This window comes from Lysobacter sp. N42, assembly GCF_004344885.1.
In genome coordinates this window covers 27,345-42,717 of record NZ_SKFB01000019.1, presented here as the reverse complement: position 1 = coordinate 42,717, position 15,373 = coordinate 27,345, and the positions used below count along the sequence as shown (strand labels likewise).

General features: G+C 68.5%; 15 protein-coding genes. All 15 read left to right on the top strand.

What is annotated here, in order from left to right:
- The first annotated feature begins 2 nt into the window (after positions 1-2).
- Entirely contained in the window at positions 3-1,202 is a 1,200-nt protein-coding gene (locus EYQ95_RS18515; RefSeq protein ID WP_132329062.1) for a type II secretion system F family protein, read from the top strand.
- A gap of 13 nt (positions 1,203-1,215) precedes the next feature.
- Positions 1,216-1,665, top strand: a complete 450-nt coding sequence (gspG, locus tag EYQ95_RS18510) for a type II secretion system major pseudopilin GspG (protein WP_132329060.1) — start codon at positions 1,216-1,218, stop codon at positions 1,663-1,665.
- Positions 1,643-2,053 (top strand): prepilin-type N-terminal cleavage/methylation domain-containing protein, encoded by a 411-nt coding sequence (locus EYQ95_RS18505; protein WP_165924781.1) that lies wholly within the window; start codon positions 1,643-1,645, stop codon positions 2,051-2,053. Before gspG ends, EYQ95_RS18505 begins: the two co-directional genes overlap by 23 nt.
- Entirely contained in the window at positions 2,050-2,472 is a 423-nt protein-coding gene (locus EYQ95_RS18500; RefSeq protein ID WP_165924780.1) for a type II secretion system protein J, read from the top strand. Before EYQ95_RS18505 ends, EYQ95_RS18500 begins: the two co-directional genes overlap by 4 nt.
- Positions 2,441-3,055: a type II secretion system protein gene (locus EYQ95_RS18495; RefSeq protein ID WP_343142645.1), complete on the top strand. Its 615-nt coding sequence runs from the start codon at positions 2,441-2,443 to the stop codon at positions 3,053-3,055. Before EYQ95_RS18500 ends, EYQ95_RS18495 begins: the two co-directional genes overlap by 32 nt.
- Positions 3,056-3,093: 38 nt before the next feature.
- Positions 3,094-4,125: a helix-hairpin-helix domain-containing protein gene (locus tag EYQ95_RS18490; protein WP_132329052.1), complete on the top strand. Its 1,032-nt coding sequence runs from the start codon at positions 3,094-3,096 to the stop codon at positions 4,123-4,125.
- On the top strand, positions 4,034-5,128 hold the full coding sequence (locus tag EYQ95_RS18485) for a hypothetical protein (RefSeq protein ID WP_165924779.1): 1,095 nt from the start codon (positions 4,034-4,036) through the stop codon (positions 5,126-5,128). The genes EYQ95_RS18490 and EYQ95_RS18485 overlap by 92 nt, the downstream gene beginning before the upstream one ends.
- Positions 5,125-5,697, top strand: a complete 573-nt coding sequence (locus EYQ95_RS18480) for a hypothetical protein (protein WP_132329048.1) — start codon at positions 5,125-5,127, stop codon at positions 5,695-5,697. Before EYQ95_RS18485 ends, EYQ95_RS18480 begins: the two co-directional genes overlap by 4 nt.
- Positions 5,694-6,218: a hypothetical protein gene (locus EYQ95_RS18475; RefSeq protein ID WP_132329046.1), complete on the top strand. Its 525-nt coding sequence runs from the start codon at positions 5,694-5,696 to the stop codon at positions 6,216-6,218. The genes EYQ95_RS18480 and EYQ95_RS18475 overlap by 4 nt, the downstream gene beginning before the upstream one ends.
- Positions 6,215-8,377: a type II secretion system protein GspD gene (locus tag EYQ95_RS18470; protein ID WP_132329044.1), complete on the top strand. Its 2,163-nt coding sequence runs from the start codon at positions 6,215-6,217 to the stop codon at positions 8,375-8,377. Before EYQ95_RS18475 ends, EYQ95_RS18470 begins: the two co-directional genes overlap by 4 nt.
- Complete coding sequence (locus EYQ95_RS18465; protein WP_132329042.1) at positions 8,377-10,311, top strand: hypothetical protein; 1,935 nt, start codon at positions 8,377-8,379, stop codon at positions 10,309-10,311. Before EYQ95_RS18470 ends, EYQ95_RS18465 begins: the two co-directional genes overlap by 1 nt.
- Positions 10,304-11,893, top strand: a complete 1,590-nt coding sequence (locus EYQ95_RS18460) for a glycosyltransferase family 1 protein (RefSeq protein WP_132329040.1) — start codon at positions 10,304-10,306, stop codon at positions 11,891-11,893. The genes EYQ95_RS18465 and EYQ95_RS18460 overlap by 8 nt, the downstream gene beginning before the upstream one ends.
- A 10-nt stretch (positions 11,894-11,903) precedes the next feature.
- Positions 11,904-12,977 carry a glycosyl transferase gene (locus EYQ95_RS18455; protein WP_132329038.1) on the top strand — a complete coding sequence of 358 codons (1,074 nt, stop codon included), beginning with the start codon at positions 11,904-11,906 and terminating at the stop codon, positions 12,975-12,977.
- A gap of 325 nt (positions 12,978-13,302) precedes the next feature.
- Positions 13,303-13,890, top strand: a complete 588-nt coding sequence (locus EYQ95_RS18450) for a hypothetical protein (RefSeq protein ID WP_132329036.1) — start codon at positions 13,303-13,305, stop codon at positions 13,888-13,890.
- A 158-nt stretch (positions 13,891-14,048) separates the two neighbouring features.
- Positions 14,049-15,356 (top strand): hypothetical protein, encoded by a 1,308-nt coding sequence (locus EYQ95_RS18445; protein WP_132329034.1) that lies wholly within the window; start codon positions 14,049-14,051, stop codon positions 15,354-15,356.
- Positions 15,357-15,373: the final 17 nt, after the last annotated feature.

The window sequence follows — 15,373 nt, the reverse complement described above, 5'->3', positions numbered from 1 at the left end:
CGATGCGGCGCTTCAGTTACCAGGCGATCAACAGCGATGGCCGACCCGTCTCGGGCGCCGTCCGTGCGGCCAGCGACCGGGCGGCCGCCCGCCAGCTGGAACAGCGCGGCCTGCTTGTGGTCGAAGTCGCCGAGGACGGGGCCGGCGGCGCACGCGGTGCGCGCAGCCGTACTCTGCGGCAAGCGGACGTCGCGCTTGCCCTGCAGGAGGTGGCGACCATGCTGCTGTCGGGCGTGAGCGTGGCTGACGCAGTGGCGTCGCAGTCCGCGTCGGCCGCCCACCCGCGCATGCGCGGGGCCTTCGCCATCATGGCGCGCGATCTGCAGCGCGGCCAGCCGTTCTCGGCGACGCTGGCGGCAAGTGGGCTGCCGATGCCGGGTTACGTCGTGCAGCTGGCGCGGGCCGGAGAGCTCACGGGCGAGCTGGGACGGGCGTTGGCCGATGCCGCGGCGCAGATGGACTACGAGCAGCGCCTGCGGACGGAAATGCGCAACGCGATGGTGTATCCGGCCATACTGGTCATCGCGGGCACGCTGGCGGTGGCGATCATGTTCGTGTTCGTAGTTCCCAAGTTCGCCTCGCTCCTCGACCGCTCCGATGACCTTCCCCTGCTTGCGTGGGCGGTGCTCGCAACGGGCACGTGGCTGCGCGCGCATTTCCTGGCCACGACGCTCGTGGTGGCTGCCTCGGTCGCAGGCGGGGTCCTGCTGTGGCGGCGCGAGGCATTCCGCGCTGCGGCAGTCGAGCGTGCGGCCCGCCTGCCGCTTCTGGGCCCATGGCTGATCGAGGCGGATACGGCCCGGTGGGCAAAGATGCTCTCGGCGCTGCTGTCCAACCGCGTGCCGCTGCTGCAGGGGCTGGAGCTCGCGCAGGCAGGACTGCTCATTCCGGGACGCCGCGCTCGGCTGGCGGATGTCGCGCGCGCGGTGCGCGGCGGCAGCGCTCTGGCGGACGCGCTCGAGGACCACGAGGCGCTGACGGCCACGGGCTACAACCTCGTGCGCGTCGGCGAGCGCTCAGGAAAGCTGGCCTCGATGCTGGAATCATTGGCCCGCCTCTATGAGGAGTCCGGCCGCACGCGCATGAAACGCGTGCTGATCCTGATCGAGCCGATCGCGATCCTGCTGATCGGATCGGTCATCGGAACCATCATCCTCGGCGTGATCCTCGCGATCACGAGCGCGAACGACCTCGCCATCTAGTCAAGGAGCCATCATGCGGAACCGAAGCACCCCCCGATCGCGCACGCGCGGCTTCACCCTGCTCGAGATGATCGTCGTCCTCGTCATCATTGGCCTGATCATGGGCCTGGTCGGCCCGCGACTCTTCGGCCAGGCCGACAAGGCCAAGACGCAGACGGCCGAGACGCAGGTCAAGATGCTGCGCGGGGCCCTGCAGACCATGCGGCTGGACATCGGGCGACTGCCTACCGAGCAGGAGGGGCTCGAGATGCTGGTGAACAAGCCGGCCGACCCCAAGCTGGCCCGCAGCTGGTCGGGGCCGTACCTCGAAGAGGGCCTGCCTACCGATCCCTGGGGCAACCCGTATCGCTATTCACCGTCCCCGAGCGGCACGCAGCCATTCAGCCTGTACTCCCTGGGGGCCGACGGCAAGCCGGGCGGCGAAGGAAATGATGCGGACGTTGGCCATCTTCCCGGCGGCTGACCGGTCGACCGGCTTCACCCTTCTCGAGTTGCTGGTGGTGCTCGCCCTCCTGGGGCTGGTTGCCGGGCTGGTGGCGCCGGCCCTGGTGAAGAGCGTGGAGAGCTGGCGGGCGCAGTCCGAAGTGGACCGCGTCACCGACCAGATCCGCGCGCTACCTGCACGGGCGCGGGCGCACGGCCGACCGCTGCTGATCGACGACGACGTCCTGGCATCACCGGATGGACCCGTCTCCGCAGCGGACGGATGGATGGTCACGACGCCGGATCCCTGGACGGTGCGCGCCAACGGCTACTGCGAGGGCGGGATACTCGTGCTTGCGCGTGCCGGCCGGGATTGGCGCCTCCGTGCCATCCCCCCGTTCTGCGACGTGGAGCGCGTGACGGAATGAGACGACCCGCGCGCGGATTCACCCTGCTGGAGGCCATCGTCGCCCTCGTCGTATTCGGCCTGGGCAGTGTCACCCTGTATGCATGGCTGGCCACCAACCTCAAGGCGCTCGAGCGCGTTCAGGCCAGCCAGGATCGCGTCGCCCTCGTCGAGGCGGCGCTGGACGTGGTCCGCCATGTCAATCCGATGGCAGAACCCACGGGTGGGCGCGAAGTCGGGACGCTGCGCGTCGAGTGGGCGGCGCGCCCTGTCGAGCCGGTACGACGCGCGGTCACACAAGTCGGCGTACCCGCGCCTTTCGAGGTCGGCCTGTACGAGCTTGACCTGCGAATCCTGCGTGGCGGTGCCGAGGTGCACCGCATGAAGGCACGGCAGGTCGGCTACCGGCATGTGGGAGGCACGGGCGATGACGACGTCTAGCCGGTGGCCGGGGTACGGCCGGCCGCGTCGCGGTTTCACGCTGATGGAGACACTGGTGGTGCTCGTCATCGTGTCGCTGACCGTGCTCGTGATGTTCCAGATGCTGGGCAGCTACCGGCTCGCGCGAGAGCGCGTCGCCATGCACGCCGGCGACATCGACCGGCAGGCGCTTGTGCGTGCCTGGCTGACTGACAGCGTGCGTGGCCTCCAGGCATTGCGCGACGCCCCATTCGAGGGGCACGACAGTGGCTTTGCGGGCAGGACGCTCAATCCGGTCGTTTCAGCGCCCGGCGCCCCCACAGCGGTGGAATGGGCCATCGTCCGGGACGGCGACGGCTGGGTGCTCGTCTATCGCGAAGACGACGTTGAGCGCTGGCGCCTTCCGCTCCGCGGGGACGAGCGACCCCGCTTCGTGTACTTCGCGCGCGCAGGCGGCGACACGCCGCGCTGGCCGCCTGAGCTTGGCGTGCAGGATCTGCTTCCAGGCTCGGTGGCGTTGGTGCAGGGCACGCGCGTGCAGATCGCTTCGGTGCTGGGACCCGTGCGCGAGAGGATCGACCCGTGGCAACTGGAAACGGAATAGCAGGGAGGGGCCGGCGGCCGGCGGACGGCTTCGTCCTGGTGCTCGTGCTGGCGATCCTCGTGATCCTCTCACTGCTGGCCTCCGGCGTGGCCGTGACCGCGGACCGGTTGCGCCGGCAGGAAGACGAGCGCCAGGCCGCCTTGCGGGCTGCCGTGGACATGGCGGACACGCGCGCGTCGGTGCTCTATCTGCTGCTGACGCAGAGGCGCACGTTCGGCGGCCTCACCGTGGACGACCGCGTGGTGCTCAGTCTGGATGAGCGTATCGCGGCCCGCGACGGAGACGACACGCTCTCGCTGGTTCCCGTGGGCAACGAGATCACGCTGGACGGCACTCCGCATCGCGGCCTGGGTGAGGCCAGGTTCGCATTGCAGGACGACCGTGGCCGTATCGCCGTCAACTGGGCTCCTGCACCGGTGATCGAGCGCTTCGTCGCCCGCCAGGCAGGGCAGCAGGTACCCGTCGCGACGCTGCAGAACCTGCTCGAGGACTACCAGGATGCGGACGACCTGCACCGTCTCAACAGTCTCGAGCGTGACGGGTATCGCGCGCGCGGACGCCCGCCGCCGTCCAACCGGGCGTTGGTGACGCCGCTCGAGCTGCGGCGTGTGGCGGGATGGGGCGAGGTGCTCGCCCGCATGTCCGATGGGCGCCTGCTCGACGTGGTGACCAGTGCCCGCTCGGCACAGATCAACGTCAATACCGCGCCGTCCGACGCCCTGGTCGCGCTGCCCGGCATCGACGAAGCGCTGGCGAGGCGTCTTGTCGATGCGCGGCAGCTCAAGCCGTTCACGGCCATGGCCGAGGTCAGGCAGATCGTGGGGGGAGCGCCCGGGGGCGAGGAGTATCTCTCCCTGTATCCTATGGATTCGGGCACGCTGAAGATGTGGGCTCCCGGGGGAGGGGCCGTACGCGTGCTGCACTGGACGCTCACCCTGTTCGACCGCGAGGGTCGTCCGTGGCGCGAGGATTACGAATTTGCCCTTTCCCAAGATGACCGGCCCGATGACGGCGTGGCCCGCCCGACTGCGGCAAAGGTTCTCGCCAGGCCTGAAGCTGCGGCGCGTTGACGGGCTAGCGACCGTCGTTCCCGGCCATGTCTGCGACTGGGCCGTGGGGCGCAGCCTTTGCGCATATACGCTCGTCGACGCGTCCCAGGTGCCCGTCCCCCAGCGCAGAGCCTTCGTGCTTGCGCAGGCGAAACGCTGGGCGCCGTTCGCGGACCCGTCGTTCTACGTCGCATGGAGCGGGTCGGCGGCCATGGTGTGGAGCTGGTCCACGGCCGAAGCACTCGCGCCGGCCTTGCAGGGCGAACGCCGCCCGCGGCGCGTCCTCCCCGAAACCGTGCTCCGCGCCGAGCCGCGCGACGGGGGTGCGGAACTGGTTCGCGTCGACGAAGGCTTCGAGGGGCGCGCATGGTCGGACGGAGTGCTGCAGGCGTCCGCCTGGTGGGCCGCTGAGCCCTCCGCCGCGGAGTGGAGCGCTTTCCTGCGCGGCACCGGCCGACCTGCGCAGGAGACGGTTCCCGTTGCGCTGGAAGCCCCGCTGCGTACCGCGGCATGGCATGCGCGCCGAGACGCGGGCGTAGCGCTCGACCTCGGGCGTCACCGCGCGTCGATCGTCTTGGCGATTGCCGCCCTCGGGGTACTCGCCATCTGCGTGCCGCTCGGGTCGGCGCTGCGCCTGTGGGGCGAGGCGCGCCGCCTGGAAGGGGCCATCGCGCGCCAGGAGGTCCTGGTCGCCGAGATCATGGCCGCGCGCGAGAAGGCCGAGGGCGACGCCGCAGCGATCCAGGCGCATCTTGCGCTGCGCCCACCGGTCGGCCAGGTGCGCACGCTCGCCGCGATGCTGCGCGCCCTGCCGGCCGGCTGGACCTTGCTCGAGTGGAGGCTGCTGGAGGGCGTTCGCCTGGAGGCGGTCCTACGGGTGGATGCCCCGGATCCGCGTGCCGTCGTGCGCGGTCTGGAGGCCGCGCGGATCTTCGACGCGGTGAGTGCGGAGATGGGCGCGCGGCCCGATGAGATCGTGGTGAAGGCCACGCTCGTTCCGGCACAGCAGGACCCGCGTTCATGAGTCTGTCGATGCAGTTGGCCGGAATCAGTCGCCAGTGGCAGGCCAATGTCAGGCTGCGCATAGCGGTCGGTTTGGCGGGCCTGCTGGTCGGGCTGTGGCTGCTGCTCGTCTTCCGCGACTGGCGCGATGCACTCGCCGAGGGATACCGGACCCGCAGCGAGTACATGCAACGGCTCCGCTCGCTCGCCGCCCAGCCCGAGTGGTTGCGACGCGCACAGGCGGCCGAGCGCATGCGCAAGGGACTCGATGCGACGATCGCGTCGGCGCCATCGTTGGGCCTGGCACAGGCCGAGGTGCAGTCCTGGGCCAGGGAGCGCGCCGCGGCACTGGGTGGGCAGGTGCAGATCGCGGGTGCCCCCCCCGCGGAGGTCGAGGCCGGCGGGGGGCTGTGGCGCATCCCGGTCACCCTGTCGGGCGCGGCAGCGCCCCAGCAGGTCGTACAGCTGATGCAGACGGTGGAAACCTCGCCGACTCTGGCGGTCATCCAGGAAGCGAGCCTGCTCAACCGCGAGAACCGCACCTTTTCGATGACCGTGGTCTTCCACTACCGGATCGGGGCCAGGCCATGACTCTCGTCGAGAGGTTCAAGCGGCACCGCGTCGCCGTGACGCTCTTGGGAGCCGCTCTTGCCGGCGGTGCCGCCGGCGCGCTGGTGCCGCCGCCCCGGGCTGGGGCGGACACGACGGATTCGGCCGCTTGGCGGCTGCCGCCGCCGTCTGCCGCCGTGCCAGTAACCGACGCAGAGTTCGACCTGGTGCGATCCGCTTCCATCTTCGGCGCGCCAGCCGCTGCCGGGAAGTCCGGTGTTAAGGCACCGTCGTGGAGGCTTACCGCTATCATCACCCGCCCGGCGCCGGTGGCACTGGTGGCCGTGGACGGAAGCCGCCAGGTACTGCCGCTCAGGGCGGGCGATTCCCTGCCTGACGGGGGTGTCGTCACCGCCGTGGCTGCCAATGGCCTTGTCTATTCGAGGCAGGGCTGCAGCTTCGAGCGCAGGCTCTATACCGCGAGCGAAACCCCGCTGGGCGACGCATGCGCCGCCAGTGCATCCGCGCCCGCCCAGGCACCACCAAAGACCCCCAGGAAATGACCACACTGCGCCTTGCTTCGATCTCAGCCGCCGTGACGTTGCTGGCCGCATGCGCGCAGCCGGTGCGGGTGGACCTTCCCGACCCCGTGCCAACCCCGGCCAAGCCTGCCCCCACACCGGCCGAGGTATCCCTGCTCGGCGATACCGGGCGCCGGCCGACGGCGCTGACGCAAAGCCCCACCCCGACTCCGCCCAATACCGGGCCCGCCATTTCCGGTACACGGGCCGATGCCGGGATGCCGCCGGTACGCGGCGAGCCGATCAACGTCAACATCGAGGGCGTGCCGGTCCCGGCGTTCATCAACGAGTTCTTCGGCACCATCCTGAAGGTTTCGTTCCAGATGGACCCGGCTGTCGCGCAGATGACCGACCTGGTCACGCTGCGCACGTCCGGGCCGCAGTCGCCGCAGGACTTCTACCGCCTTGCCTCCAGGGTGCTGCGCACCTATGGCGTGGTGACCAGCTACGAAGGCGGGCGGGTCTACTTCACCCCGGCTTCCAAGGGCGGCGCTTTCGACCCTCCTCTCGTGATGAGCGGCCGCGCATTGCCTGACGTTCCGATCAGCCATCGGCCGATCTTCCAGCTGGTGGAGCTGCAATCGGTACGGACTTCGGATGTCAACCAGTGGTTGCGGACGGCATTCAAGACGGAGGCCCTGGAGATCCAAGACGATCTCGCACGCAATGCCGTCGTCCTCTATGGGCGTCCGGACATCGTTGCGCAGGCCGCCGCGGCCATTCGCGTGCTCGACAGGCCCTACATGCGCGGTCGTGCTAGCACACGGCTGGAACCGGCCTTCGTTTCCGCGGACGAGCTCGCCAGGCGTCTCGTCGACGTGCTGACGGCGGAAGGCTACGGCGCGTCCCTGCATACCGGCCAGGGGGTTGTGCAGTCGGCGGCCGTGATCGTGCTGCCGGTCGCATCCGCCAACACCGTGGTCATTTTCGCCTCCGACAACGAGGTGCTGGCGCACGCGATCGAATGGGCACGGTCGATCGACCGGCCCAACCCCACCGCGGCAGGCGCCGGGCTCTTCTACTACCAGGTGCAGAACACGCGCGCGGAAGATCTCGTTGCCACGCTCAACGGCGTCAGGACGGCTTCGGCGCGTGATGCGAACGCTTCGCCGCAGCCTGCCGTCACGGCGGGCGCATCGGCTCCCGCGTCGCAGCCTGCGGTCGCAGGCACGGGGGCGCTCGGGGTCTCCGGCCAACTCGTGCTCGATGCGCCGCGCAACGCGATCATCTTCCAGGGTACGGCGGCGGAGTGGTCGCGGCTGCTCCCGCTGGTGCGGCAGATGGACCGTGCTGCCAGGCAGGTCATGATCGAGGTGACCATCGCGGAAGTCTCGCTGGAGGACGGCGAGGAGTTCGGCGTCAGCTGGCTGGCCAAGAACGATATTGGGCGTTTCAACGGCACGGTGCGTTCGGGAACCCTGGGCGCTATCGCGGGCAGCGGCGCGCCCGGGCTGACGTACCTGCTCGATGTCGCGGGGCAGGCCAGAGCGCAGCTGCGCGCCTACGCGAACGACAACCGGTTGACCGTGCTTTCAACGCCACGACTGCTAGTTAAGAGCGGCGAGGAAGCAAGTATCGACGTCGGAACCGAGGTGCCGACGATCACCTCGCAGACCGCGGCGGTCCAGCAGACCGACGGGAACTCCAACATCCTGCAGTCGATCCAGTACCGCAAGACCGGCATCATCCTGAATATCGAGCCGATCGTGTACTCCGACAACCGTATCGATCTCAGGATTCGCCAGGAGGTCAGCGAGGCACTTCCGCTCGAGCCCGGTGATGCGGTGCGTTCGCCATCCATCTTCAATCGCGCGGTCAGCACGAATCTCAGCCTGCGGGACGGGAGTTCCATCATGATCGGCGGGCTCATGTCCACGCGCTCGAGCAACGCAGACAACGGCATACCGCTGCTCAAGGACGTCCCGATCGTGGGCAACTTGTTCAAGTCGCGTACGAAGAATCGTCGGCGCACCGAGCTGGTCCTGATGATCGTGCCGTACATCGTGGAATCGGACTCGCAGGCCACGTCGCTGACCCGGTCCATCGGCGAGCGCTTCGAGCTCCTCGAGCTTCCCGCGGAGGGTGCGCCAGTGGCGTCTCCGGCGCACCCGCAGGTGGGCGGACCTGCGCCGCCGCGCTGATGGGCACGGCAGACGGATCGCCGCTGGCGGCATCCCCCGGCCGTGCGGTGCTGGTGCTCGGCATGCATCGGTCAGGCACCTCCGCGGTGGCCGGTGCGCTCGCCGAGTGCGGCCTCGACCTCGGCAGCCGCCTGATCGAGGCCGCGCCAGACAATCCGCTGGGCTATTTCGAACATGCCGAAGCGGTCGCAACGGACGAGCGCCTGCTCGACGCGCTGGACCGGTCATGGGACGACGTGCGGCCGATGCCGCGGGACTGGCTCGCCTCGGCTGGTGCAGGCCAGGCGGGCGAGGCCATCCGGTCCACCGTCCTGCCCGACTTCGCGGGGGCGCGTCCCTGGGTCATCAAGGACCCGCGCATGTGTCGGCTGCTGCCGCTGTGGATGCACGAACTTGTCAGTGCCCGGGTCGAGCCGCTGGGGCTGCTGGTGCTGCGTCACCCGGACGAGGTCGCGGCCTCGCTCGCGAGACGCGACGGCATGCACCTGCGTACCGCGCGCCTGCTCTGGCTCCGTCACGTCGTCGAGGCGGCGACGGCGGCGCCCGTGCGCTCGGCGGTCGTGCGGTACGACGAGATCCTGCGTGATCCGATGCCTCGCATGGCGTCCATAAGCGATGCGTTGGGGTTGGGCCTGGAGCTCCATGAAGCGCGGCTGCGGCGATTCCTACGGACCGAGGCACGCCATCACCGCTTCGACAGTGTGGATGCCGACGACGAATGGCACGCGCTCGCACTGGAGGCGTACCAAGTGCTTGTGTCGCCGGGGTGGCGCGCGGCGGCGGCGGAGATCGCCTGTAAGCTCGCCGCCGTGGACGACGCGCACCGGGACTGGATCGATGCTCTCGGCATGGCGTCGCGCGAGGCCGAGCGGCGGCGGCGCGGTGCGCTGGAAGTTTCGCTGCAGTCGCAGCGGCGCGCCGAAACGTTGCAGGCAGCCCTCGACCAGGCCACCGGACTTGCCCGGCAGCACGCTTCCGCGTTGGCCGACCTCGACCGTCGTGATCGGCAATTGGCCTCCGCACTGGCCGAGGCCCAGGCGCTGGCCCACGCCCGGCTGGCCGAGATGGAAGCGATGCGCGGCCAGCTGGAAGCGCTCGAGCGCGCGAAGGCCGCCGCCGAGGAACTCGTTGCACGTTCAATGTGCGAGGCAGGACGTCTTGCCGGTGAGCTGGAGGCCACCCAGCGTGCCTTGGGGGCGGCCGAGGAACTGGTTCGCCAGAGGGAGCAAGACGTCGCATCACTGACCGCCGACGTGTCCGGCCGCGATGCGGCGCTCTCCCGTGCCGAGGCGCTCATTGCAGCGAGGACAGCCGAGGCGGAGGCACTCGGGGCGGAGCTGGCGCGGACGCAAGCGGCCCTGGCGGACGCGCAGCGGATCGTGGCCGATGAGCTGGAGGCCACCCAGCGTGCCTTGGGGGCGGCCGAGGAACTGGTTCGCCAGAGGGAGCAAGACGTCGCATCACTGACCGCCGACGTGTCCGGCCGCGATGCGGCGCTCTCCCGTGCCGAGGCGCTCATTGCAGCGAGGACAGCCGAGGCGGAGGCACTCGGGGCGGAGCTGGCGCGGACGCAAGCGGCCCTGGCGGACGCGCAGCGGATCGTGGCCGAGCGGCTCAGCGAGTGTGTGGCTTATGCGCGGGAGCTCGAAAGGACGCAGGTCGCTCTCGTTGCGGCGGAGAAGCTCGTGCTCCAGCGGGCATCGGAAGTCGAGAGCATGGCGCTGCGGCTCGAATGCGATGGGCTTGCGCGCCGCGAACTGCAAGCGCGCCTTGAGGCGATCGAAGGAAGGCTCGCAGACACGGAGGCTGCCCGTGACCAGCTCATGCTGGAGCGCGATGCCGCGAGGACGGCCCTGGAACGCATCCGCAGGGCACGCCTGTGGAGAGCATACGCGCGCCTGGCCGGCCTGCCCCGGGGGCAGGGGCATGAGTAGTCATTTCGCGATCGACTCGCTGGCCATACGCAATGGCCGTGTGTTCGGCTGGGGCTGGTTCCTCGATCGCGGAACGACGCTGGCCCGGGGTGAACTGCTGCTTTGGCTCGAAGACGGGAGCGAGGCGGCCATTCCCTGCATCGAGGGCGGCGCGCGCGACGACGTGGCCGCCGTGTTCCCGGACGTGCCCCATGCACGCAACTGCGGCTTCATGCTGGTCGGCTCGCTTGCAGGTGCTGTCGATCGCGGCCGCGGAGCGCGGTTCGTCGCCGAACTGGCGGACGGAAGTCGCCACGAGATACGGATGCATTCGCTCCCGTCCGCATCGCCGGGCATCCCCATGGAGGCACGCAGCCTGTTCGCCAAGGCAAGGCAGCTCGGTATCAAGGGGGGCTCCAGGGCTGTCTTGAGGCGCGCGATCGCAGGGGTGCGCATGCTGGGAGAACGCTGGCGACGTGTCCGGCAGCGCAGTTCAGCCAGGCCGGTCGCTGTCGTCTTCGACCACGACATGGGCGGAGGCGCGAACGTATATCGCGCCCGGCTTGTTGCCGAGCGTCTCGCGAGGCATGGGAGGGTGGCGATCGTCACGCCGCAGCTCGCCGCGCTCGAATGCGAAGTGCGCGTCGTAGGCGCTTCGGGTGTGCTCGCATGCTGGCGCGAGCCCGATGAGGATGCCGTCCTTGCGACGCTAGACCGCATGACGATCGCATCCGTTGATGTGAACAATCTTGTCGGCTTCGGGGATCCGCTGAAGCTGGTCCGATGGTGCGTCGACAGCAAGGCGCGCGGAAGCTCGCTCGTCTTCCATCTCCACGACTTCCACTCCGTGTGCCCGGCGTTCACCCTGATCGATGCCACGGGTCGCTACTGCGGAGTGCCGTCGCTGGACGCCTGCCGCGCCTGCCTGCCCCGTAACGCCCCTAATACGCTCGGGCTCAGCCACCATGTCGACCCGGGGCAGTGGCGGGAGGCGTGGGCCGGCCTGCTGCGCTCGTCGGACCGCGTCATCGTGTTCTCCGAGTCATCGGCGCAGATCCTCGACCGCGCCTATCCGTGGCTGGCGGCCTCAGGCCGTGCCGAGGTCCGTCCGCACGATCACGACCTCATGCATCTTCGGGCAGTGAGCACGGGGCGTCGTGACGTGACCACCGTTGGCGTCATCGGCAACATCAGCCGGGCCAAGGGCGCCGGGATCGTCGGCGATCTCGCCCGACTCATACACGATCGCGCGCTACCTCTGCGTATCGTGGTGTTCGGAACGCTGCAGTCCAGCGGTCAATCCAGTCCGCATCTGCTGGTGCATGGACCCTTCACGCCGGACGAGCTGCCGGACTTGATCGAACGCTATGGCGTTGGCGTCTGTCTCATGCCGTCGATCTGCCCGGAAACGTATTCGTTCGTAACGGACGAAATCATGGCCATGGGATTGCCGCTGGCGGTGTTCAACATCGGCGCACCTGCCGAGCGGGTAGCCCGCTACGCGAACGGCGAGGTAATCGCCGACATCACAGCGGATGCGGCGCTTGACGGTATCATGCGGCTCGCTCGACGCGTCGGACAGGCCGACGCGACCGAAGCTTGAGGAGTCACGAGTGGGCAAGACCGTTGCATTCACATCGGCTGCGCTGAACTACCTGCCAAAGGTGCGCAAGCTCTGCAGCTCGATCAAGCGGTTCCATCCCGAGTTCGAGGTCGTGCTTGCACTCGCCGACGAGCGCAGCGACGTCGTTGACTTCTCCAGCGAGCCCATCGACCGGGTCTTCGCGCTGGCCGAGCTAGATATCCCCGACCGACGCCGGTGGACCTATTTCCACACGATCGTCGAGCTCGCCACCGCAATCAAGCCATTTGCCCTGGTGGAGTTGCTCGCGCGCGAGGATGTCGAGCGCGTAATCTACTTCGATCCCGACATGGTGCTGTTCTCGCGCCTGGACGACATGCTCGGGCGGCTCGACGGCGCGAGCGTAGTCCTCACGCCGCACCTGACGACTCCGGAAGTCGAACTCGAGGCGATCCGCGACAACGAGATCGCCGCGCTGAAGCACGGGGTCTACAACCTCGGCTTCCTCGGCGTGCGCGACACCGCCGAGGGGCGGCGATTCGCGGGCTGGTGGGCCGAGCGCATCTATCACTTCTGTGTAGCGGACATCGCGAACGGCCTGTTCACGGACCAGCGCTGGATCGACCTGGCCCCGGCGTTCTTCGAGGGCGTCGACATACTGAAGAGCCCGCGCTTCAATGTCGCTACGTGGAACCTGACGCAGCGGAGGCTGGCCGGGAGCCTGGCGGCGGGTTTCACGGTGGATGGCGAGCCGCTGGGGTTCTATCACTTCACTGGTTTCGACAGCGGCGCGCATCGCGCCATGGCGCACAAGAACGCGGCAGGCAACGATGCCGTGCAAGCGCTCGTCGACTGGTACGCCTCGGAAGCCCGCTTCGATGGCGACGAGCCGGTTTCCCGGCTGCCATGGGCATTCGGATCCTACAGCGACGGCACCGCGATCCCCCTTGAACATCGCCGCGTCTATCGCAGCCGTCCGGATCTGCAGGAAGCGTTCCCTGACCCGTTCGCCACCTCGCCGGGTCAGCCGGGACTTCGGGGATGGATGGAACACCAGGGGCCGCTTGAATACGACTGGCTGCCTGCAAAAAAAAAGCCTTCCTGATCCGGCGCATCCGGTCGCTGGCGTCAGCCCTAGCGGCCAGCCTCAGGTCTCGCGAGGCATTCGGTGCGCGGTGGCGACGGGTGTCTGAGCTGCTGCGGACCCATGGCGCGCTTGTCACATTGCGCGCTATCGCGACCGGCCGTTCGCCAGGCGCGCGACCGCGTCGCTGATCGCGTGCCTTGCTCACGCCGGACGGCAGCTGCGATCATTGCGGGTCCGTTCGCCGCCCGGCCGATCGGCGCTTGCGGCCGTGCGGTGTGGCCGCGTGCCTGTCGGCGGCGCGTATTTCAACGGTGCGCCCCCTTGTCCCACCAGGAGACGATCCATGAGTGATGCGTTCCGAATCCTTGCTGCCTTGGCCATCGCGGGCTCGCTCGCTGCGTGCAGCGAGAAGGCCGACCAGGCGCCGAGCCAGGGACCGGTGCCTGCCGCGGCGGGCAATCCAGCGGCAACTGCGCCGGCGGCCGCGCCCGGCATGAAGCTGCAACCCGCGACTGAGACCCCGGAGGTGATTGCTGCGGCGCTGACGGGCGGCGTCTGCTCCGTGGAGAACGTGGTCACGGTCCCTGACGAAGCCGCGAGCCCTGGCGATCGGCCAAACACCTACAAGGCTTCACGGGACAAGGGCTACCGGCTCGTAGGTTTCGTGGTCAACAAAGACCGGGGCGTGGTTCCGCAGAACGTGGAGCTCTTGCTCTCGGGTATTTCCAGCTATCGCGTGCCGGTGCAGACGGGCCGGCCCCGCGGGGATGTCGCCGACTACTTCAAGAACCCCGCGTTCGCGAAGGCCGGCTATATGGTCGACGTCGCCTTCACTGACGTCCAGCCCGGCGACTACGCACTCTATTTCGTAGAGGGCGAGGGTAACGCACGCTCGTACTGTGCGACCAACCAGTCCATAACGATCCACTGACGGGCCCTGCTGCCGTGCCGATGGGAACCGGTTCCGCCAGGGTCGAAGCCAGTGCCGACAGCGGGCGCGCCGCGGCAGTGCTGCTGGTTGTCGCGATACTCCTGAGCACCCTCGCAATCGCGATTCACTACCCGGGGCACGTCTCGATGGACTCGAGCATGCAGCTCTACGAGGCAACCCTCGGCAAGTCGGTGACCTGGAACCCGCCGCACATGACGGCGATCCTGAGGTGGCTCGGCACCGGTCCTGACGCGGCCGGACGCCTGATGTCGTTGAACGTCGTTCTGACCTACCTGTCGCTTGCCGTCAGCGGTGCCGCGTTGCTCGCCACGCGGGGTGGGGAGCGGCGGGCCGTCGTGTCGAGGTGCGTGGCGATCCTGCTGATCCTGCTCAATCCGATCCTGTTCCTGTTCGTCGGGATCGTGTGGAAGGACATCGTTTTCTCCACTTTCATGACGCTTGGGGCGGGCTGCGGCATCTTGGCTTGCGTCACGGATGGAAGGCGGGCCGTGCTGTTCGCTCTTGCAAGTACGGTGGTTCTCGCGATCGGCATGAAGGTCCGGCAACAGGGCATCTTCATGGCCCCCGTCCTCCTTGCGGTTCCCTTCGTCGCACTTGCAGTCGGGCGCGGCCTGCGGCGTACACAGGTAGTTGCGAGAGGCGTCGGGCTGGTCGCGTGCTTCCTGCTCAGTCTGGTGCTGGGGAGCCATCTGGTCGCGCGGACCATCGAAACCGACCCCAAGCTGGGCAACCAGGTCGGGTTTCGGGGGCTGATGCAGTACGACGTCGCCGGGATCACTGCACTTTCGAAGACGCCCAGCGACCGCTTCCCGGTCCCGATGACCGACGCGCTGCGCACGGAAGTGCGCCGGGTCTATTCCCCCGATCGTGGGGACTTCCTCTGGTACAGTCCGACGGTCACCCAATGGCTGTCCCTGCCTGGATATGACGGCATCCGTGGGCACTGGTGGACGCTGGTCCGCGCCGAGCCGCGCGCTTACCTGCAGCATCGGTGGGAAGTGTTCCGCGCCATTCTCAACGCGGACGGAGTAAAGGCCTGCCTGCCCATCCATGTCGGCATCGACGGCGATCATCGCTACCTGCGCGAGATCGGTTTCCAGCCGGGTCTGGATCGTTACGACCAGGACATCTATCACTTCTCGCAGAAGATAATCCGGTGGCCCATTTACCGGCACTGGGTGTACCTGGCGGCATTTGCAGTGGTGTCGGGCCTGATCCTGGCGTCGGCCATGCGGCCGCGGGTGAAACGGGCATCGATGGCGATTGCGCTGGCAACGCTGCTGCTTTACGCCTCCTACCTCCCAACCTCCATTGCCTGCGATTTCAGGTACCTGTTTCCTGCCGTATGCCTGGTCTCGCTGCTCTGGATCGTGTACGTGGCCGATGCCCGGGGCCGGCCCCGGCTTGGCAGGTGGTACGTCGGGACTGACTCCTCGCGCCGATGAAGGCCGGCGTATCGATG

Bases quoted from the DNA above. Each gene is read 5' to 3' on its own strand.
- EYQ95_RS18515 (WP_132329062.1), top strand. From the start codon at position 3: ATGCGGCGCTTCAGTTACCAGGCGATCAACAGCGATGGCCGACCCGTC.
- gspG (WP_132329060.1), top strand. From the start codon at position 1,216: ATGCGGAACCGAAGCACCCCCCGATCGCGCACGCGCGGCTTCACCCTG.
- EYQ95_RS18500 (WP_165924780.1), top strand. From the start codon at position 2,050: ATGAGACGACCCGCGCGCGGATTCACCCTGCTGGAGGCCATCGTCGCC.
- EYQ95_RS18495 (WP_343142645.1), top strand. From the start codon at position 2,441: ATGTGGGAGGCACGGGCGATGACGACGTCTAGCCGGTGGCCGGGGTAC.
- EYQ95_RS18480 (WP_132329048.1), top strand. From the start codon at position 5,125: ATGAGTCTGTCGATGCAGTTGGCCGGAATCAGTCGCCAGTGGCAGGCC.
- EYQ95_RS18475 (WP_132329046.1), top strand. From the start codon at position 5,694: ATGACTCTCGTCGAGAGGTTCAAGCGGCACCGCGTCGCCGTGACGCTC.
- EYQ95_RS18470 (WP_132329044.1), top strand. From the start codon at position 6,215: ATGACCACACTGCGCCTTGCTTCGATCTCAGCCGCCGTGACGTTGCTG.
- EYQ95_RS18465 (WP_132329042.1), top strand. From the start codon at position 8,377: ATGGGCACGGCAGACGGATCGCCGCTGGCGGCATCCCCCGGCCGTGCG.
- EYQ95_RS18460 (WP_132329040.1), top strand. From the start codon at position 10,304: ATGAGTAGTCATTTCGCGATCGACTCGCTGGCCATACGCAATGGCCGT.
- EYQ95_RS18450 (WP_132329036.1), top strand. From the start codon at position 13,303: ATGAGTGATGCGTTCCGAATCCTTGCTGCCTTGGCCATCGCGGGCTCG.
- EYQ95_RS18445 (WP_132329034.1), top strand. From the start codon at position 14,049: ATGCAGCTCTACGAGGCAACCCTCGGCAAGTCGGTGACCTGGAACCCG.